At 68.9% G+C, this 20,121-nt stretch carries 13 protein-coding genes; 6 read left to right on the top strand and 7 right to left on the bottom strand.

Annotated features, from left to right (window positions below; all coding sequences use genetic code 11):
• Positions 1 to 6: 6 nt before the first annotated feature.
• On the bottom strand, positions 7 to 633 hold the full coding sequence (locus AC07NI_RS08825) for a TetR/AcrR family transcriptional regulator (RefSeq protein ID WP_494617832.1): 627 nt from the start codon (positions 631 to 633) through the stop codon (positions 7 to 9).
• Between the two features lie 85 nt (positions 634 to 718).
• On the opposite strand from AC07NI_RS08825, the gene AC07NI_RS08820 reads away from it, so the two are divergent.
• Positions 719 to 2,158, top strand: coding sequence for an efflux transporter outer membrane subunit (locus AC07NI_RS08820; RefSeq protein ID WP_494617831.1), 1,440 nt, complete (start codon positions 719 to 721; stop codon positions 2,156 to 2,158).
• A 213-nt stretch (positions 2,159 to 2,371) separates the two neighbouring features.
• Positions 2,372 to 3,577 carry a TetR family transcriptional regulator gene (locus AC07NI_RS08815; protein WP_494617830.1) on the top strand — a complete coding sequence of 402 codons (1,206 nt, stop codon included), beginning with the start codon at positions 2,372 to 2,374 and terminating at the stop codon, positions 3,575 to 3,577.
• On the opposite strand, the gene AC07NI_RS08810 is transcribed toward AC07NI_RS08815, so the two are convergent.
• The 5 genes from AC07NI_RS08810 to AC07NI_RS08790 all read right to left on the bottom strand — a co-directional run bounded on the left by AC07NI_RS08810 (position 3,557) and on the right by AC07NI_RS08790 (position 9,132).
• Complete coding sequence (locus tag AC07NI_RS08810) at positions 3,557 to 4,726, bottom strand: ComEC/Rec2 family competence protein (RefSeq protein WP_494617829.1); 1,170 nt, start codon at positions 4,724 to 4,726, stop codon at positions 3,557 to 3,559. The two genes, AC07NI_RS08815 and AC07NI_RS08810, sit on opposite strands and share 21 nt — an antisense overlap.
• A complete protein-coding gene (locus AC07NI_RS08805; RefSeq protein ID WP_494617828.1) occupies positions 4,726 to 7,107 on the bottom strand; it encodes a TonB-dependent receptor in 2,382 nt (793 codons plus the stop codon). The genes AC07NI_RS08810 and AC07NI_RS08805 overlap by 1 nt, the downstream gene beginning before the upstream one ends.
• Positions 7,108 to 7,193: 86 nt before the next feature.
• A complete protein-coding gene (locus AC07NI_RS08800) occupies positions 7,194 to 8,150 on the bottom strand; it encodes a FecR family protein (RefSeq protein ID WP_494617827.1) in 957 nt (318 codons plus the stop codon).
• Positions 8,119 to 8,721 (bottom strand): RNA polymerase sigma factor, encoded by a 603-nt coding sequence (locus tag AC07NI_RS08795; RefSeq protein ID WP_494617826.1) that lies wholly within the window; start codon positions 8,719 to 8,721, stop codon positions 8,119 to 8,121. Before AC07NI_RS08795 ends, AC07NI_RS08800 begins: the two co-directional genes overlap by 32 nt.
• Positions 8,722 to 8,871: 150 nt before the next feature.
• Positions 8,872 to 9,132, bottom strand: a complete 261-nt coding sequence (locus AC07NI_RS08790; RefSeq protein ID WP_494617825.1) for a response regulator transcription factor — start codon at positions 9,130 to 9,132, stop codon at positions 8,872 to 8,874.
• A 280-nt stretch (positions 9,133 to 9,412) separates the two neighbouring features.
• Here AC07NI_RS08790 and AC07NI_RS08785 point away from each other — a divergent pair, with 280 nt between their 5' ends.
• Positions 9,413 to 10,090, top strand: a complete 678-nt coding sequence (locus AC07NI_RS08785) for a FadR/GntR family transcriptional regulator (RefSeq protein WP_494617824.1) — start codon at positions 9,413 to 9,415, stop codon at positions 10,088 to 10,090.
• Here AC07NI_RS08785 and AC07NI_RS08780 read toward each other — a convergent pair.
• Positions 10,061 to 10,648, bottom strand: a complete 588-nt coding sequence (locus AC07NI_RS08780; RefSeq protein WP_494617823.1) for a gluconokinase — start codon at positions 10,646 to 10,648, stop codon at positions 10,061 to 10,063. The genes AC07NI_RS08785 and AC07NI_RS08780 overlap by 30 nt on opposite strands.
• A gap of 138 nt (positions 10,649 to 10,786) precedes the next feature.
• On the opposite strand from AC07NI_RS08780, the gene AC07NI_RS08775 reads away from it, so the two are divergent.
• The 3 genes from AC07NI_RS08775 (at position 10,787) to AC07NI_RS08765 (ending at position 20,014) form a co-directional block, all read left to right on the top strand.
• Positions 10,787 to 13,798, top strand: coding sequence for a glycosyl hydrolase family 28-related protein (locus tag AC07NI_RS08775; protein WP_494617822.1), 3,012 nt, complete (start codon positions 10,787 to 10,789; stop codon positions 13,796 to 13,798).
• 16 nt (positions 13,799 to 13,814) lie between these two features.
• The gene (locus AC07NI_RS08770; RefSeq protein WP_494617821.1) at positions 13,815 to 16,847 is read left to right on the top strand and encodes a glycosyl hydrolase family 28-related protein; all 3,033 of its coding nucleotides are present in this window, start codon (positions 13,815 to 13,817) and stop codon (positions 16,845 to 16,847) included.
• Positions 16,848 to 17,068: 221 nt separating this feature from the next.
• Positions 17,069 to 20,014 carry a TonB-dependent receptor plug domain-containing protein gene (locus AC07NI_RS08765; RefSeq protein WP_494617820.1) on the top strand — a complete coding sequence of 982 codons (2,946 nt, stop codon included), beginning with the start codon at positions 17,069 to 17,071 and terminating at the stop codon, positions 20,012 to 20,014.
• Positions 20,015 to 20,121: the final 107 nt, after the last annotated feature.

Raw genomic sequence — 20,121 nt, 5'->3', positions numbered from 1 at the left:
AGACGACTACGGAGCCAGGCTGCGCAGGATCATGTTGATGACCATGGTCTGGGTCTCCGGCAGGCCGTCCAGATTGAACTCCAGCAGCAGCGGATGCATGAACGGCTGCATGGCCAGCATGATCGCCGAGCACGTCTCGTCGATCGGCGTCTTGCGCTCGAACTCGCCCGCCTCGCGGCCCAGCAGGATGATCTCGCGCAGGGCCGCCTCGACCCGCTGGAGATAGGCCAGCGCGGAGGGCCAATTCTCGGTCGCGGAGTTGGCGGCCAGATCGTAGAGCAGCTTTTCCTGGAACAGGAGTTCGGTGCTTTTCGCCGTTATGACGCTGAAAAGTTTGCGAAACTTCTCGGTCGGCGTGCGGGCCTCGGCGGCGCTGGCGAAGGCGGCCGACATGATCTTGTCCAGACACTGGGCGCAGATCGCCTCGCCGATCGCCTGCTTGGACTCGAAGAACTTGTAGATGTAGGCCTTCGAGAAGCCGACGGCCTTGGCCAGGTCCGCGACCGTGGTCTTGCCGTAGCCGAAGCGCGCGAAGTGGGCGTCGGCGGCGTCGATGATCTGCTGGCGGATGGCGTGGTCGGCCGGCCCGCGGCGACCCGCGGCGGCGTCATGGGTCGAGGTGTCGATGGTCATGCCCAGATAGGTAGCATCGAGGGTCGTGATTGACAACGAGTGACTGTATTAGCATATGGTCACTACAATTCACGAGGAGGTCGCGATGCGATCGGTTTCGAGCTTGGCTCTGCTGGCCCTCGCCGGCGTCACCCTTGGCGCCTGCGCCGTGGGCCCCAACTATGTCGCGCCGCCGTCTGCGGTGTCCGGGACGTTCATCGGCGCGAACGCCGTGGCCCAGCGCGCGGCCCCGCCCGCGCCGGTCGATCAGGCGGCCTGGTGGAAGGGCTTCAACGACCCTGTGCTCGACGGCCTTGTCGATCGCGCCCTGGCCCAGAACCTCGACCTGGCCCAGGCCACCGCCCGGGTGACCCAGGCGCGGGCGGGGCTGTCGGCGGCCACCGCTGCCTTGCTGCCGTCGGGCGGTGTCCAGGCCAGCGCGGCCCGATTCCACCTCTCGACCCAGACGCCCACGGTCCGCCTGGCGTCCGGTGCGCCCGGCTTCGACCGCGACGGCTCGCTCTATGAGGCCGATGTCACCGCCGGCTGGGAGATCGACGTGTTCGGCGGCCTGCGGCGCGATCGCGAGGCGGCCGTGGCCGACTATCAGGCCGCCAAGGTCGGCGTCGCCGCCGCCCGCCTGTCGGTCGCGGCCCAGACGGCCGACACCTATCTAGTCATCCGGGGTCTGCAGGCGCGGCTGGCCGTCGCCCGAGGCCAAGTCGAGACCCAATCGAAACTTGTCGAGACGGTGCGCCTGCAACAGAGCCGCCAAGTCGCCTCCGAACTGCAACTGCATCAGGCCGAGGGCGCGCTGGCCCAGACCCGCGCCCAGGTCCCGGTGCTGGAGGAAGGGCTCGAGGCGGCGATGAACGCGCTGGACGTGCTGCTGGGCGCCCAGCCCGGCGCCACGCGCACGCAGCTGGCCGCCGCCGCGCCGGTGCCGCAGGCGCCGGCCATCACCGAAGCCGTCGGTCCGGCCGACCTGATCCGCCGCCGGCCTGACCTGGCGGTCGCCGAGTGGCGGCTGAAGGCCTCCAACGCCGCGATCGGCGCGGCGGTCTCCGAATACTATCCCAAGTTCTCGCTGACCGGCCTGGTCGGCACGGCCTCGACGGCCACCGGCTCGTTGTTCACGGGCTCGGCCAATCAGGCCCAGGGCGTGCTGGGTCTGCGCTGGCGGCTGTTCGACTTCGGCCGCGTCAATGCCGAGATCAAGGTCGCCAAGGGCCGCAACGCCGAGAGCCTGGCCGCCTACCAGCAGTCGGTGCTGCGGGCCACGGCCGATGTCGAGGACGCCTTCTCCAGCCTGGTCAAGCGCGAGGATGAGGCGCGGATCCTGGTCGGTGGCGAGCAGTCGCTGTCCAAGGCTCGTTCGGCGTCGGAGCTGGCCTACAAGGCCGGCGCGGTCAGTTTGATCGAGGTGCTGGACGCCGACGCCCGCCTGCTGGCGGCCCGCGACGCCCGCGCCCAGGCCGACACCGAGGCCGCCCGCGCTGCGGTGCGCTCGTTCCGGGCGCTGGGCGGCGGCTGGCGCGACGCCTGAGCCTCGAGCGCGCCGCCCCTGTGGACATCGGCCTTGCGGGGCTGGTAGTCGAGAGGGGCGGCGCGCGCCCGGCATTGAATCGAGGGCGGATCGTCTAGCGCCGATGTGTGACAGTCTTGGTACGAATGTACGGACTTAGTCATCTATCTTTTCAGTGGATAATGCTGTTCTCGAAACTATTGTGCGACGCTCTACCGACGCCTGAGTGACGCCATGGACAGCAAGCCCGCCGACCTGCAGCCGGTTCTCCAAGCGGCCCTGCGGCTGGTCGACGCCGATGGCCTCAAAGGGCTGAGCCTGCGCCCCCTGGCCGAGCAGTTGGGCACGACGGCCCCGGCCCTGATCCGCCGCTATGGCAGCAAGGACGAGCTGCTGACCCTGCTGGTCGAGGCGGCGGTGGCGGAGGAGGGCGTCTTCCTCGATGGCTGGCTGGCGCGGATCCGGGCGCTGGACGTGCGCGACGGTGAGCGGATGGTCGAGATCGCCGAGGCAGTGATGTCCGACCTGGCCGGTCCCGAGGCCGCCCGCGCGCGGTTCTATTGCGAACTGCTGCTGGCCGCCGCGACCCGGCCCGAGATCGCCGAGAGCGTCGCGGCCTGGTCGGCGCGCCGGCTGGCCTTCTGGACCGACGCGACGCAAGGGCTGGACCTGGCCGAGGCGGGCGAGATCCTGCACGCCTACAGCGTCGGCGAGGCGGGCTATGGCCTGGCCCTGGGCGACATGGCCGCCTATCGCTGGCTGCGCCGGCTGAACCTGCGCCGCCTGTGCTGCGGGCTGGTCCCGGCCGATGGGGCGCGGGATCTGCGCGAGTTCGCCATCTTCAGCGCGGCGCTGGGCGAGCTGCTCGACGATCAGCCGGCCAATGCGCCGATGACCGAGTGGCAGGCTGGCGCCGTGGGCTACATCTCCGAACTGATCATCGCCGAGGGCGCCGACGCGGTGACCCACCGGGCCATCGCCGCCCGCGCGGGCCTGGCCAACTCGACCCTGGCCTATCACTTCCCCCGACAGGAGGACCTGCTGCGGGCGGGGTTGGACGACGTCGTCGCCCGCGTGCGCAGCGCCTCGGGCACGATCGCGGCCGACACGATGCCGGAGTTCTACCTGACCTCGATCCAGAGCGCCCGGGCCACGCTGGCCGTGTCGCTGGTGACCCAGCGCATGCCCAGCCTGAAGGCGGTGGCCGCCGACCTGCGCCGGCGTCGCGGCGAGAACTATGTCGGCTATCTGGAGCGGCAGCTGGGCGAGAAGGTGTTCGATGCGCTGTCCAGCCAGGCGATGTCGCTGACGGGCCTTGGCCAGCACACGCTGGACGCCGTGCTGGCCCCGACCCCGGCCGTCTCCGCCGGCCTGTTCATCCGCGACCGGCTGCGCGACGCGGGCCTGGCGGCGCGCAATTCACGCCGGCCAGGGACCTGACTGCGAGATCACCCGGTCGCCTTCGTCGCGATTGTCGGTGACCACCACGCGGTAGCTGGCGCCGCCCGGCGCGACGCGGACGACGACATGGCCGCCGCGTGACGCCAGGCGGTCGGTCAGCCACTTGTGGGCCAGCTCGTTGGCCGGTGAGAGGCCGGTGGCGAAGACGTCGCGCGGACCGGGATAGAGGCGCTGGCTCAGCATCCGTTCCAGGACGTCGGAGCTGGGATGGGCGACGTGCCAAGCGGAGATGATCCAGGCGCGAGGCTTTAGCGCCCGCACGACATCGGCCCCGGTGGCGTCGAACATGCCATGGTGGGCGGCGACGGCGACATCGACCGGGCCGGCGGCCTGGGCGGCCGGCGTCTCGACATCGCGCCAGGGCAGGGTCCCGTCGAAGCTGTTGCTGGTCAGGTCGCCCGCCGCGAAATAGCCGAACGCGCCATAGCGTAGGCGGAGGGCGACCGAGCAGGCGTTCTCGTCGGGGATGTCGGCGGCCGGCATGTCGGCCGGAAACAGGCGGCGGGTCTCGGTCCCGCGCCCGGTCCAGACCTCGCCATTGGCCGCCAGGTTGCGGACCTCGGCGCCGGGGAGTTTCAGCTGGTCGGCCGCGCCCACGCGGAAGCGCTCGACCCGGCCGCCGGTCCGGACCCGCTCGCGGACGAAGGCGACATAGGCCTTGGCGAACGGCGCGTCCGAGGCGGTGGGATAGGCGTAGTCGGGATAGGCGCGATCGACCAGGACGCCGATCCGCAACAGGGCGGCGACGTCGTACAGGCCGTCGATGTGGTCCGGATGCAGGTGGCTGACCAGGAAGGCGTCGAGCTTGCGCTCGCCCGTGGCGGCCAGATGCCGGCGGGCGTAGCGGCCGATCCACTCGCCGGGCCGACGGTCGGCGCTGGGGCGGGCGTCCAGGCTGGCCGGCGGCGGCGTGGTCGAGGCGCCGGCGTCGATCATCAGGCTGGAGCCGTCCGGCCCGATGATCAGCGTCGAGTCGCCCTTGCCGGTGGCGATGTGGTGGATGTCCACGCCGCCACGCCGCCAGGGGCGCAGCGGCTGGCCGACGATGTCTTCGTCGGGAAGGGGGGCGGCCGCGCCCAGCGCCGCGGCGCCGAGCAGCAGCTCCCGCCGGGTCACGACCGCCGGCATCAGAACTTCGCCGACAGCATGACGCCGACCGTGCGCGGCTCGCCCAGATACTCTGCCAGCACGCCTTGGGTGGACGGGGTCAGCAGGTAGTCGACATCGCCCAGGTTCTTGGCCCAGGCGGTCAGCGCCCAGCGGCCGTCCTGGCTCTCATAGCCCAGCGACAGGTTGGTCAGGGCGTAGCTGTCGATGTGCAGGTTCGGGTCCTTGGTCGCGCCGGTGTAGTAGCCGTCGGTATAGGCCCAGCTCAGCGCGCCGGTCAGGTAGCCCTTGCCGGCCAGCGGGATGCGGACGTCGGCGGCCAGAGCGCCCTTGTTCTTCGGCGACGAGCCCAGCGGATTGCCGGTGTTCACCGCACCGCCCGGGATGACGAAATCGTCGTAGACGGTGTCCAGGAGGCCGTAATTGGCCATCAGGTTCAGCCACGGAACGGGGCGCCAGGTCACCTCCAGCTCCGCGCCCTTCACCGTGGCCTGGCCGGCGTTGGTGATGGTCAGCACCCGGGTCAGGTTGTTGAAGAAGAGCTCCTGCTTGTCCTTGTAGTCCATGTGGAAGACCGAGGCGTTGATCCGCAAGGTGTCGGCCAGCCACTGGGACTTCACGCCCAGCTCGTAGTTGGTGACGGTCTCGGGCTCGAACGGCTGGGCCAGAGCGGTGATCACCGCCGCGTCGGTGTTGAAGCCGCCGGCCGTGTAGCCGCGCGTGACGCTGCCATAGACCTTGAGGTCGTCGCTCGGCGTCCAGGAGAGCACGGCGCGGGGCGTGACCTCGCTCCAGTCGGCCTTCAGGCCCCGGGCGGTGAAGCTGCCGGTGGCCGGGCGGATGAAGTCGGTGCGGACCAGGTCGGCGGTCTTCTCGTCGTGGGTGTAGCGCGCGCCGACGGTCAGGTCGAAGGCGGCCGGCAGGTGCACCGTGCCGTCGACGAAGGCGGCGTAGCTCTTGGTCTTCACGGCCTGGTCGGTCAGGACGTCGGAGGAGGCGACGCCGGTGACGGCTGCTAGGCCGCGCGTGCGGAGCTGGCGCTTGGCGTCCTCGTCGGCGAAATAGACGCCGGCCACCAGGTCGCCGCGCTCCCATTTCGGGCTGGCCCAGCGGACCTCCTGCGAGAACAGGCCGACATCGTCGACGTCGCGGTTGACGCTCTGGGTGTTGGTCCCGGTCAGGAAGGCGTAGCTGGCGCCGGTGCCCGAATAGTCCTCGCCCGACTGCGACCAGCGATAGCCGGTGACCGAGGTCACCTGGCCGACCGGCGCGTCCCAATAGACCCGCCCCGAGGCGCCCCACTGGTTGCGGCCGAAACCCTGGACGTAGCCCAGCTCCGAGGTGCGGCGGTCGCCGTCCGAACCGGCGGCCTTGGACGACAGGGTGCGGCCGCCGTTGTGGTCCTCGGCGTAGTCGGCGCCCAGCAGCACCTCGACATCGTCATTGGCGCGCAGACGGGCCTGGGCGCGGAGGCTGCGGCTGTCGAGGTCGTCCTGCTCGCGGCCCGTCAGGCGGTCCTTGCCATAGCCGTCATGCTGCTTCAGCGAGCCGGCCAGGCGCAGGGCCACATCCTGGCCCACGGGGATGTCGACGCGGCCATCGACCTGCTTGAGGTCATAGTCGCCGCCGCCGATCCGCACCGAACCGGCGGTGTCGCCGAAGGCCGGCTTGCCGGTGTCCAGCACGATGGCGCCGCCGGTGACGTTGCGGCCGAACAGCGTGCCTTGCGGGCCTTTCAGCACCTGCACCGAGTTCAGGCCGTAGAGCTCGAAGGTCGCGGCGCTGTTGCGGGGGATGAACAGGTCGTCGATCACCACGGCGACCGGCTTGTTGGCGCCGATCTGGGTGAAGGTGTTGGTCGCGCCGCGAATGGCGATGGTCGGGCTGGACTGGCTGAACGCCGAGACCAGCAGGCCCGGCGTCAGGCGCGAGATGTCGCGCAGGCTTTCCAGGCGGTAGGTCTCGACCGCGCGGCCGGAAAAGGCGGTCAGCGAGATCGGCACCCCCTGGGCGGCTTCCTCGCGCTTCTGGGCGGTGACGATAATGGTGTCCAGCGCGGTCGGCTCGGCGGCGACGTCGGCGGCGGCCGGGCGGGCGATGCGCAGGGTGATGATGCGGCCGTCGTCGGCGGCGACTTCCAGGCCCGTGCCGGCGATCAGCTTCCTCAGCGCCTCATGCAGGTCCATCTCGCCTTCGATGGCCACGGTGCGCACGCCCTTCAGCTGGGCGGCCGGGGCGAAGATCTGCACGCCGGCCTGGCGGGCGAACAGCGGGATGGCGCTGACCGCGTCCTGCGCGGGCACCTTGAAGGTCCGCTGCTGGGCCGATGCCGAGCCGCCGATGCACAGCGCCAGGGCGGCTACGCCGCCGACCAGGATCGCTTTCGTCTTGTTCAAAGCCATGTCGCCCCTCTCGCGCGCCAGTCGCGGCGCGATTTCCGAGGCCAAGAGACGTCGCGGCGACGTCTCCGCCATGTGTCACGGAACTTTTACGCGGAAGGCCGGCTGAGACGGACCGTGCGGCCCTCGATATCCAGGCGCACGCCGAAGGCCTGCGAGGCCGAGCGCGCGAAGCTGACCGGGTCGTTGGCCGCGAACAGGCCGCTGACCGGCTCCTGGGCCAGGGCCGGGTCGTCGATGATCAGCTGCGTGTCGCTGTAGCGGGCGAACTCGCGGGCCGCCTGCGCCATGGTCTCGCCCTCGAAGGCGATCTTGCCCTCGCGCCAAGCCAGTTGCCGCGACAGGGCCGCCGGCGCGACGGCCTCGACCTTGGCTTTTTCAGTGGAGAGGGCGATCTGCTGGTTGGCGGCGACCTGGGTGCGTTGGCCCCGATCGGTGACGCTGACCTGGCCCTCGCGCACCACCACCGAGACCGGCTCGCCGGCGATCGCCTTGACGACGAAGGCGGCGGTGGTCGCCATGACCGACAGGGTGTCGGCCGAGACGATGAACGGCTGCTCGCCCTTGGCCACCTCGAACAGGGCCTCGCCGCGCAGGAGCTCGACCGTGCGCCGGCGGACGCGGACCTTGCTGTCGGTGTTCAGCGTGATGGCCGAGCCGTCGTCGAGCGGGATAAGCCGCACCTCGCCGCGCTGGGACGCATAGGCGCGCGAGGCGTAGGTCGACACGCCCAGCGCGCCGACGCCGGCGACCAGGCCCGCGGCGATCGCACCGCCGCCCCAGCCGATCAGGTTCCGGCGCGACGGTCGAGCAGGGGGCTTGGTCGTGAAGGCGGTGGGATCGAATTCAGGACCCAAAGCGCGCGCGGCGTCAGTGCCGTCGTACAGCGCCTGGGCGCGAGCCAGAGCCCCAAGCCTGCGCGGATCGCCGGAAAGCCAGGCCTCGAGCGCGGCGTCTTCCGCTGGCGACAAGGGGCCGCGATCGAGGCGTCCGGCCCAGGCGGCCGCCGCGTCGTCAACCGCCCGACTTGTCTCTCGCTCTGCCATCAAGACCCTTCAATCCCGTGTCGTCATTCCTAGATGCGCCGAGCGCGCGTTTTCCGCCACGTCCAAAGCGATCGATCAACAGGCGGATGCCCTTGACGATATGCTTTTCGACGGTGTTCTCCGACACCCCCATGCGCGCGGCGATCTCCCGCTGGGACAGGCCCTCGACGCGGCGCAGGATGAAGGCCTCCTGGGTCTTGTCCGGCATCTCGGCGATGGCCTCGGCCAGCCGGTGCAGCTCGTCGCGGTCGATCAGGATCTGTTCGGGCGAGGCCATCTCGGCCGCCAGGTCGAGGCGTTCCAGGTCGGCGACGGCGCGGATCGAGACGATGCGGCTGCGCTGCACGTGGCGGACCAGCAGCGAATAGGCGACCTGGAACAGGTAGGCCTTGGGGTTCTGGATATCCTCGACGCTCTCCTTGGAGACCAGGATCGTATAGGCCTCCTGGATGACGTCGTCGGCGTCCAGGCCGGGCGCGAGCCGGCGGTTCAGCCAGGCGCGCAGGATGTGCTCGTGCGGCAGGACGTGCCGCGCGAACCATCGGGACCGTTCGGGTGTGATCGCAGGCATGGCTCGGGCGCGACTTTCCAGACGGCGGATAGAGAGGCGATGATCGGCGGCGCGGCAAGCGCGCTTGGACCATCAGCCCCGCTTTGGCGCTGCTAGCCGGCTTTCATGACAGTTTCAGCGTCGCCGCGCCCGTTCGCGCGGCGCGCGGCCCTAGCGACTGGCGGCGCGAGCGGCCTGGGTCAGGGACTGGGCGGCGATCGCGGCCTGGGTGCGGTTATGGACGTTCAGCTTGCGCATCAGTGCGGTCATGTGCGCCTTGACCGTGGCTTCGGCGATGCCGAGGTCGTGGGCGATCTGCTTGTTGAGCAGGCCCAGATTGACGCCTTCCAGCACCTTCATCTGGGTCGGCGTGAGCGCGCCGAGCATCGTTTCCGTGTGCTGGCCGGCGTCGCGGACGTCCATCGTGGTCATGCGTGAACCCCTCTATCTCTTCCCTGCGCCCCCGTCTTCGGAGGTGCGGCGACCGGATCGTGATGGCTGCCGCTCTGAGTCGGCTGGTCCGGTTCGCTGATTTCAGATGTTTGCGTTATCTGTTAGACAAGTTCAAGAGGTTTTGGCGATGTGAGCGTGAACATCGCGCCCGTATCGCCATATCCTCGAAATCTGTCATACAGGTTTCGGCGCTATGACGCGCAGGGGTTGGCCTCGCGACGCGAATGGCCCGATGGTGGCGTCAGCGAAGGGGAGAGCGATGAGCGAGGGGCGCCTTGCCGACCGGGCCTATACGGGCATCGTCGAGATGATCAACAGCGACGGCCTGGAGATCGGCGACCGGCTGCCGTCGGAAGCGCGCCTGGCCGAGATGTTCGGCATGTCCCGCACCGTCGTGCGCGAGGCCCTGGTGCGCCTGGCCGCCGACAGCATCACCGAGGCCCGGCGCGGGGCGGGCTCGTTCATCAAGAACCGGCCGTCCGACAAGCTGGGCGCCTACATGCCGCTGTCCGAACTGCCCTCGACCATGGGCAGCTACGAGGTGCGTTTCGTGCTCGAGTCCGAGGCCGCGCGGCTGGCGGCGGTGCGGCGCTCGGCCGAGGAGATGGTCGCCATCGACGCGGCGCTGTCGGCGTTGCGCACGGCCCTGATGTCCAGCGCCCCGGCCCACGTCGAGGACATGGAGCTGCATCGCCAGATCGTGCTGGCCACCGCCAATCCGGCCTTCCTGGTCGCCTTCGAGGCGCTGGAGGCCGATGTCGACCGCATCATGCGGGCCGGCGTCGACATCTCGCGCTCGCGGCCGCCGGAAGCGATCGCCGAGATGATGAGCGAGCACGAGATGATCGTGGACGCGATCCGGGCCCAGGACGGCGACGGCGCGGCCCTGGCCATGCGCTGGCATCTTTCACGCGGGCGGAAGCGGTTGATGCCCTAGGGACGCGGCGGCGCCGATCGTCCGGATCCGGGCGTCGAGCTGTTCCTGGACCAGCACGCTCAGCTGTTCGGGCGGCAGGGCCGCGTCGAGGGTGACGATGGCCTCGTCGGCGTGCGGCAACTCCAGCGTGGCCAGCTGGCTGGTGAGCAGGCTGACCGGCATGTAGTGGTCCGCGCGCTGGCTGAGGCGGCGTTGCAGCTCGTCGGCGCTGGCGTCCAGCAGGACGAAATCGACGGAACCGCCGATCGCCTCGCGCAGCCGCTCGCGATAGCCGCGCTTCAGCGCCGAGCAAGCCGCCACAACTCGGCCTTGCGTATTCAAAGCCTCGCCGATGGCCGCGCCCAGCCGGTCCAGCCACGGCCAGCGGTCGTCGTCGACCAGGGGCTGGCCCGCCCGCATCTTGGCCACCGCCCGCGCATCGTGGAAGTCGTCCCCCTCCAGGAAGGGGCAGTCCAGCGCGCCGGCCAGCAGCGCGCCCAGCGTCGACTTCCCGCAGCCGCTCACGCCCATGACGATCACGGCGAGGCCTTCAGAAGGAGCGAGGCGCGACGACGGCAAGCGGGATCCTCGGCTTCGAGGCGAATGGGAATTGGGGTTCTAGCGGTGCGTCGCCGGGCCGTAACTACGACCATGGTCGCGGTGGTCGCGGACGCGCGCGGCCTTATCACTGTTCCCAAAGTAGATTTGGGGAGTGGCATGAGAGCGATCCTGTTGTCGGCGGTCTTGATGGCCTCGTGCTCCGGAGCGGCGATGGCCGCCGCGTCGGAATCCTTCCTGCCCAAGGCCCCGGACGATCCTCGCGCGATCACCGTCAAGGGCGTGGGCGACGGCAAGGCCGACGACACCGACGCCGTGCAGAAGGCCATCGACGCCGCCCGCGACGGTACGGGCCATGGCCTAGTCTTCCTGCCCTCGGGCCGCTACCGCCTGACCCGCAGCATCCTGGTGCCGCCGGGCGTGCGGGTGTTCGGCGTCGGCAAGACCCGTCCGACCTTCGTGCTGGGCACCAACACGCCGGGCTTCCAGGAGGGCGTGGGCACGATGGTCGTGTTCACCGGCGGCGACCAGTACCAGGTCGGCGATATCCCCGTGCCGGTCCCGACCGTGCGGCCCGCGACCACGAAGGTCCGCGACGCCAATTCCGGCACCTTCTATTCGTCGATGGCCAATGTCGACATCGAGATCGGCGAGGGCAATCCGGCGGCTGCCGGCGTGCGCTTCCGCATGGCCCAGCACGCCTTCCTCAGCCACATGGACTTCCGCCTGGGCTCGGCCTTCGCCGGCGTCTACCAGGCCGGCAACATCATGGAGGACGTCCACTTCCACGGCGGCCGCTACGGCATCGTCACCGAGAAGACCTCGCCCGCCTGGCAGTTCACGCTGCTGGACTCCACCTTCGACGGTCAGCGCGACGCGGCGATCCGCGAGCACGAGGTCGACCTGACCTTGGTCAATGTGGCGATCAAGAACACGCCCGTCGGCATCGAGATCGACAAGGGCTACAGCGACAGCCTGTGGGGCAAGAACGTCCGCTTCGAGAACGTCTCGAAGGCCGGCGTCGTCATCTCGGCCGAGGACAACGTCTTCACCCAGGTCGGCTTCGACAACGCCGTGGCCTCCAACACCCCGGTGTTCGCCCGCTTCCGTGAGAGCGGCAAGACCGTGGACGGCAAGGGCAAGGCCTATCGGGTGGAGAACTTCACCTACGGCCTGACGCTGCCGGGCCTGGGCCATGTGGGCGAGTACAAGACGATCTCGGACATCGCGCCGCTGAAGGCGCTGCCTAAGGCGGGCGCGCCGGCGCTGCGGGCCACGCCGCCGATCGGTGAGTGGACCAACGTCAAGACGCTGGGCGTCAAGGGCGACGGCACGACCGACGACACCGCCGCCCTGCAGAAGGCCATCGACAGCCACCGCGTGCTGTACCTGCCGATCGGCTTCTACATGGTCAGCGACACGCTGAAGCTGAAGGCCGACACGGTGCTGATCGGCCTGCATCCGGCCCTGACCCAGCTGGTCATCCCGGACGGCAATTCCCGCCACGCCGGCGTCGGGGCGGTGAAGCCGATCCTGGAAACGCCGAAGGGCGGCGACAACATCCTGTCCGGCATCGGGCTGTTCACCGGCCGCATCAACCCGCGCGCCTCGGCGCTGCTGTGGCGGTCGGGCGAGAAGTCGCTGGTCACCGACGTCAAGATCATGGGCGGCGGCGGCACACCCACCGCCGACGGCAAGCCGCTGGGCGCGGCCCAGGCCCGCAGCGGCGATCCGGTGGCCGACGGTCGCTGGGACGCTCAGTACCCCAGCATCTGGGTGACCGACGGCGGCGGCGGCACCTTCGCCAATGTCTGGAGCCCCAACACCTTCGCCTCGGCCGGCTTCTACATCAGCGACACCAAGACCCCGGGCTTCATCTACGAGGTCTCGGTCGAGCACCATGTGCGCAACGAGTTCGTGCTCGACAATGTCGAGAACTGGGAATTCCTGGCGCCCCAGACCGAGCAGGAGGTCGGCGACGGCCCCGACGCGGTGTCGCTGGAGATCCGCAACTCCAAGAACATCCTGTTCGCCAACTATCACGGCTATCGGGTGACGCGCTCGTACCACCCGGCCGAGACGGCGGTGAAGCTGTTCAACTCGACCGACATCCGCTTCCGCAATGTCCACATCAACGCCGAGAGCGGCGTGGCCCTGTGCGACACCATCGGCTGCGGCACCTATCTTCGAGCCAGCAAGTATCCGTTCGAGAACGCCATCCAGGACAAGACCCGCAAGCTGGAGGTGCGCGAGCGCGAGTTCGCGGTGCTGGACGTCAAGAACGACCAGCCGGCTCCGCCGCCGGCCAGCCCGAACGTGAAGAAGCTGGAGACCGGCTTCTGGTCGATCTCGGGCGGGACGGTGGGCGCGGACGGCGCGCTGTACTTCATCGAGAAGCGCTTCCAGCGGATTTATCGCTGGACGGCCGCCAAGGGTCTGGAGATCGTCCGCGACAGCTCGCTGGACCCGACCAACCTGGCGATCGACCGCTCGGGCAACCTGCTGGTGGTGTCATCCTACGGCCCGCAGGCATCCGTCTATTCGATCGACCCGAACGGTCCAAAGGACCAGATGACCATGATCGCACCGACGTCCGTGGCGCAGCGCGCCGGGACCAAAACGCTGCTGCCGGTCAACTGGTGGAACAACGGCGAGTTCAAGGACCAGTACGATCCGGCCAAGGGCGAGTTCACGACCTTGGCGCAGATGTTCGCCCGCGATGTCGGCACGCCCAAGACCCAGGAATATGTCTCGCCCGACGGCAGCGTGTCGCTGCCCGCCTTCCGCGTCTGGCAGCAAGGGCCGCCGGACCATGTCGGCTGGCGCTGGGCCGACAGCCTGCAGACCAACGGCCTGATCGCCGGCGCGATCGGCGAGCGGCTGGTCTTCACCAACGGCTCGGAGAACAAGACCTATAGCGGCCAGGTCGGTCCCGGCGGCACGCTGACCGACCTCAAGGTCGTCGCCGATCGCGGCGGCGAGAGCGTCGCGGTCGACGGCCAGGGCCGGGTGTTCGTCGCCAACGGCCAGATCTTCCAGTACGGCGCCGACGGCAAGCAGGTCGGCCGGATCGACGTGCCCGAGCGGCCGCTGCAACTGATCTTCGGCGGGGAGGGCGGCAAGACGCTGTTCGTCCTGACCCATCATTCGCTCTACGCTGTGAATCCGTAGGGTGGGGAAGTTTGTCATGAAGCATTGGTTGGCGATGGGCGCGGCTTCGATCGCGCTGGGCTTGGCGGGTGGTCCGGCGTGGGCCGGGCCCTCTGTCCTGGCCACGGTCCCGGACGACCCGGCCGCCATCGTGGTCAAGGCCAAGGGCGACGGGAAGACCGACGACGGCGCGGCCATCCAGGCGGCGATCGACGCGGCGGCGGCCAAGCCGGGCGGTGGTCTCGTCTTCCTGCCCTCGGGCCGCTACCGGATCACCAAGACCCTGTTCCTGTGGCCCGGCGTGCGGGTGTTCGGCGTCGGCGCCACGCGGCCGCTGATCGAGCTGCCGGACGCCACGCCGGGCTTCCAGAAGGGCGTGGCCAACATGGTGATCTTCGCCGGGGCCAAGCGCGATCCTGCGGGCCGTCCGGTGGCCTTCCCGCCGCCCGGCAGCGTGCCGTTCGACAAGACCGTGCCGGACGCCAATCCGGGCACCTTCTACAGCGCGATGAGCAACATCGACTTCAAGATCGGCAAGGGCAATCCGGCCGCCACGGCGATCCGTTTCCACGCCGCCCAGCACGCCGTGCTGACCCACATGGACTTCGACATCGGCTCGGGTCTGGCGGGCCTCTACCACGTCGCCAACGAGGCCGAGGACCTGCACTTCAAGGGCGGGCGCTACGGCATCCTGGCCGAGAAGCCGTCGCCGGCCTGGGGCTTCGTGCTGCTCGACTCGACCTTCGAGGGCCAGCGCGACGCGGCCATCCGCGAGCATGAAGCCGGCCTCACCCTGGTCAATGTGGCGATGAAGGACACGCCCGTCGGCATCGAGATCGACAAGGGCTACGGCGACTGGCTTTGGGGCAAGGACGTCCGCTTCGAGAACGTCTCCAAGGCCGGCGTCGTCATCTCCAACGAGGCCAATGTCTACACCCAGGTCGGCTTCGAGAACGCCGTGGCGTCCAACACCCCGGTGTTCGCTCGCTTCCGCGACAGCGGTAAGACCACGGCCGGCAAGGGCAAGACCTATCGCGTGTCGGCCTTCAACCACGGCCTGACTGTCCCGGCGCAAGGCCAGATGGGCGAATACAAGACAACCTTCCAGGCCGAGCCGCTGAGCGCGCTGCCCAAGCCCAACGCGCCCGCGATCAGGGCCCTGCCGGCGACGGCGGACTGGGCCAATGTCCGCACGCTGGGGGCCAAGGGCGACAACACGACCGATGACACCGCCGCCATCCAGAAGGCGATCGACAGTCACCGGGTGGTCTACTTCCCAACCGGCTTCTACCGGGTCACCGACACCCTGAAGCTCAAGTCCGACACGGTGCTGATCGGCCTGCACCCCAGCCTGACCCAAATCGTGTTGCCCCACGCCACGCCGGCCTATCAAGGCGTCGGCGCGCCCAAGGCGCTGGTGGAGTCGGCCAAGGGCGGGGACAACATCGTCTTTGGCCTGGGGCTCTATACCGACGGCGCCAACCCGCGCGCGACGGCCCTGCTGTGGACCGCCGGCGCGACCTCGATGGTCAATGACGTCAAGTTCCAGGGCGGCCACGGCACCAACCTGTTCGATGGCACGCGGGTCATCCCCTACAACGCCAACGGCACCGCCGACGCCGATCCGGCCAAGCGCTGGGCGGGGCAGTATCCCAGCCTGTGGGTGACCAATGGCGGCGGCGGGACGTTCTCGAACGTCTGGAGCCCCAACACCTACGCCTACACTGGCATCTACGTCTCCGACACGGAAACGCCCGGCCACGTCTACCAGGCGTCGGTCGAGCACCATGTGCGCACCGAGATCACCCTGAACCGCGTCGCCAACTGGGAGTTTCTGGCTCCGCAGACCGAGGAGGAGGCCGGGGAGGGCGAGGACACCGTCTCGCTGGAAATCCGCGACTCCAGGAACATTCTGCTGGCCAACTATCACGGCTATCGCGTCACCCGGACGCGCAAGCCGGCAGCGGCCGCGGTGCGGGTCTACAACTCGCAGGACATCCGGTTCCGCAACGTGGCGGTCAATGGCGAGAGCGGCCTGGGCACCTGCGACGAGAACGGCTGCGCGACCTTCACGCGCCTGACCAAGTATCCGTACGAGAACGCGATCCTGGACGTCACCAGCGGTTTGGAGGTGCGCGAGCGCCAGTTCGCGGTGCTGGACCTGAAGGCCAACCCGCCGCCGGTCGCGCCGGCGACCATCGCCGGAGCCAAGGTCGAGAAGCTGGCCGACGGCTTCTTCTCGCTGGGCGGCGGGGCTGTCGATGCGAGCGGAACCCTCTACTTCGCCGACCGCAAGCACCAGCGCATCTACAGCTGGTCGGACGCGCGTAAGCTGTCGATCGTGCGCGACAATACGCTCGATCCGATCAACCTGGCGGTCGACGCTTCGGGCAACCTGCTGGTGCTGTCATCGGACGGCCGCAACGGTTCGGTCTACAGCTTCAAGCCCGGCAGTCCGGACGACCAAGTGACGCTGATCGCCGCGACCCCGGCCGCTGACCACGCCAGCGCGGCGACGGTGCTGCCGGTCAACTGGTGGAACAACGGCGAGTTCAAGGACCAGATCGATCCGGAGACCTACCAGTATCCGACCCTGGCCGAGCTCTTCGTCCGCGACATGGCGCTGGCCAAGCCGAAGGAATATGTCTCGCCGGACGGCAGCCTGGTCCTGCCGGCCTATCGCGTCTTCCAGCAGGGGCCGCCGGACTATCGCGGCCTGCGCTTCTCCGACTCGCTGGACACGTACGGCTTCACCGCCGTGAAGCCCGGCCAACGGGTGTTCCTGACCAACAGTTCGGAGAACAAGACCTATAGCGGCGTCGTGGGGAAGGGCGGGGCGGTCACCGACCTGAAGCCCTTCGCCGATCGGGGCGGCGAGAGTGTCGCGACGGACGGGCGGGGGCGGGTCTATGTCGCCAACGGCCAGGTGTTCGTCTACGCGCCGGACGGCAAGGAACTGGGCCGCATCGATACGCCCGAGCGGCCGTTGCAACTGCTGTTCGGCGGGACCGATGGGCAGACCCTGTACGTCTTGAGCCACCACGCGCTCTACGCGGTCCGTCCGCGCTAGGCCGCTGAACACGAACGCTTTTCGGGCCCGGGCGCGTCGCGTCCGGGCCGCTTTCCTTTGTGCGCGTCCCCAGTCTGCGGAGGCATACGACCATGGTCGTATAGTTAGCGCTCCCATCGTCTGACACAGTCTCCCTCAGATCATCGAACGATGGTCTCAATGAAAAATTGGGAGGGTGTAGGATGAGCGTTGTCGGTAGCGCGCGGGGACGGTCCCCTATGATGAGCGCCTTGCTCGCGACCAGCGCGGTCGCGATCGTCATGACAGCCGGAGCGGCCCAGGCGCAGACGGCCCCGGCCGCTGAGCCGTCCAGCGAAACAGCGCTGTCGGAAATCGTCGTCACGGGTACGCGGATCCGGTCCGAGGGCTTCACCGCCCCGACCCCGACCCAGGTGCTGGGCCAGGCGGAACTGGAACGCGCCGCCCAGCCGAACATCTTCACCGCCATCACCCAGCTGCCCTCGCTGCAAGGTTCCAGCGGCGCGACCACGGGCACGTTCAGCACCTCGAGCGGCCAGCAGGGCCTGAGCTCGTTCTCGCTGCGGGGCCTTGGCACCATTCGCACCCTGACCCTGCTGGACGGCCAGCGGGTCGTGCCGGCCAACGTCACCGGCGTCCCCGACATCAGCCTGTTCCCGCAGCTGCTGGTCCAACGGGTCGACGTGGTCACCGGCGGCGCCTCGGCCTCCTACGGCTCGGACGCGGTCGGCGGCGTGGTCAACTTCGTCACCAACAAGAAGTTCGAGGGCTTCAAGGCCAACGTCCTGACCGGCGTCACGACCTATGGCGACAACCACCAGTGGCTGGCCCAGGTCGCGGCCGGCAAGAACTTCCTGAACGACCGCCTGCACGTGCAGGTCAGCGGCGAATACGACTGGGAAGAGGGCGTCCCGGCGGGCGGCTTCGGCGAGGACGCGCCGGGCAGCCGCGACTGGTACACGACCGCCACCCTGGTCAACCGCGGCGTCACCAATGACGGCTCGCCCCAGTACCTCTATCGCGAGCACGCCCAAGCCTACCAGTACACCAAGTACGGCCTGATCAGCGCGGGTCCGCTGCAGGGCACGGCCTTCGACATCAACGGCAACCCGTTCCAGTTCCAGTATGGCGGCGGCGGTGTGCCGTCCAAGGCGGCCAACGGCGCGGTCAGCGGCTGCTACACGAACGGCGGCTTCTGCGTCGGCGGCGATCTGTCGGGCAATGTCGGCGTCGGCACCTCGCTGCAGTCCCGGATCAAACGGATGGGCACCTACGGCCGCATCGGCTACGACCTGGACGCCAACAACGAAATCTACGCCACCTTCAACGCCGCCCAGGTGAAGAGCAGCAACCAGCCCAACCCGGGCGCGGCCACCACCGGCCTGACGATGTCGTGCTCGAACCCCTACCTGCCGGCGTCGATCGTGGCGGCCTGCGCCGCCAACAACATCACGACCTTCACCTTCGGCACCAGCAACGCCCTGCTGCCGCGCAACATCTCGGTCCACCCGACGCGGACCCAGTATCGCGGCGTGATCGGCGCGAACGGCAAGTTCAACGCCCTGGGCAAGGACTGGCACTACGACGCCTACTTCACCCACGGCCAGAACACGACGAACATCCACGTCAACGACATCCTGCTGACGCCGCGCTACCGCGCGGCCGTCCAGGCGACCACGGTGAACGGGCAGATCGTCTGCGCCGACCCGGTCGCCCGCGCCAACGGCTGCGTGCCGATCAACATCTTCGGCGGCAAGCCGCCCAGCGATGCGGCCCTGGCCTACATCACGCCCAAGAACGGCCCGTACCAGCACTCGGTGCAGAAGCAGGACGTCGCCAGCATCAACTTCAGCGGCGAGCCCTTCTCGCTCTGGGCCGGGCCGGTGTCCCTGGCGTTCGGCGGCGAGTGGCGCAAGGAGCAGTACCACGTCCAAGGCGACCCCTATGGCGATGGCAACACCGACTCGCCCAACACCGCCGACTACCCGGCCGATCCGGTCCTGACCGCGTCGGGCGCCAACTGGTTCGCGGGCAACTACCACTCCGGCGCCGGCGAGTACTCGGTGAAGGAAGCCTATGCCGAAGTGAACATCCCGCTGGTCAATTCGGAAGCCGCGGGTCGGGCCAACCTCAACATGGCCGGCCGCTGGACCGACTACAGCACCTCGGGCACCGTCTACACTTGGAAGGTCGGGGCCACCTGGGACACGCCGATCGACGGCGTCCGCCTGCGGGCCGTCACCTCGCGTGACGTCCGCGCGCCGAACCTGTCGGAACTGTTCGCCGCGCCGGTGACGACCACGCTGCCGAACTTCACCGTCCCTTCGAATGGCGCGCCCCCAGCCGGCCAGCCGGCCGGCGGTTCGCTGACGGTCCTGCAGAACGTGGTCGGCAACCCGAACCTGAAGCCGGAAATCGCCAAGAACGTGACCATCGGCGCGGTTCTGTCGAACCCGCAATGGCTGCCGGGCTTCAGCGTTTCGGTCGACTGGTACAACATCGTCCTCAACGGCGGCATCTCCAGCCTGGGCGCCCAGCAGATCGTCAACTTCTGCTATGCGGGCCTCACCCAGTTCTGCGGCGCCTTCAATCTCAACCCGCCGTCGGCGTTCGTGAACTCGCAGACGTTCAACCTGGCCTCGATCAAGACCAGCGGCTTCGACATCGAGAGCAGCTACCGCTTCGAGCTGCCCAGCGTTCCGGGCCGCTTCACGGTGCGCGGCCTGGCGACGAACACGCACAAGTTCGTCACCAACCCAGGCATCCCCGGCGCGGTCGCCGTCGACTCGGCCGGCCAGAACTCCGGCGCCACGCCGGATTGGAAGTTCCTGGCCATCCAGTCCTGGGACAACGACAAGTTCGCCTTCAGCGTCCAGGAGCGTTGGTTCAGCGATGGCCGGTTCGGCGGCACGACCACCGATTACATCGAGTGCAAGGTCGGCAGCTGCCCGGTCTCGACCGGCAGCAACCCGACCATCGACTACAACCACATGAGCGGCGCGACCTATGTCGACATCAGCGCCTCGTACAAGTTCGGCAACGGCCTGCAGCTCTACGGCAAGGTCGACAACCTGCTGAACCGCGATCCCACGCCGTCGCCGCAGACCAATACGGGCCTGGACGCCAACCCGGCGCTCTATGACCTGCTGGGCCGCTTCTACCACGTGGGCCTGCGCTACAGCTTCTAGTCCTGCTTCCTCCGCCTTTCCTTCCCCTGGGGCGGCCTCGCCCGGGTCCGGTCGGCCAAGCGCCGCACCGTGGCTCGGGCGTCTTTCTTTGCGCTCCGGGCTGTGGC

The organism is Caulobacter sp. GW821-FHT10E02, from assembly GCF_059415225.1.
Note: the sequence above shows the minus strand (reverse complement) of the source record. Positions and strands in the feature narration are given on the sequence as shown.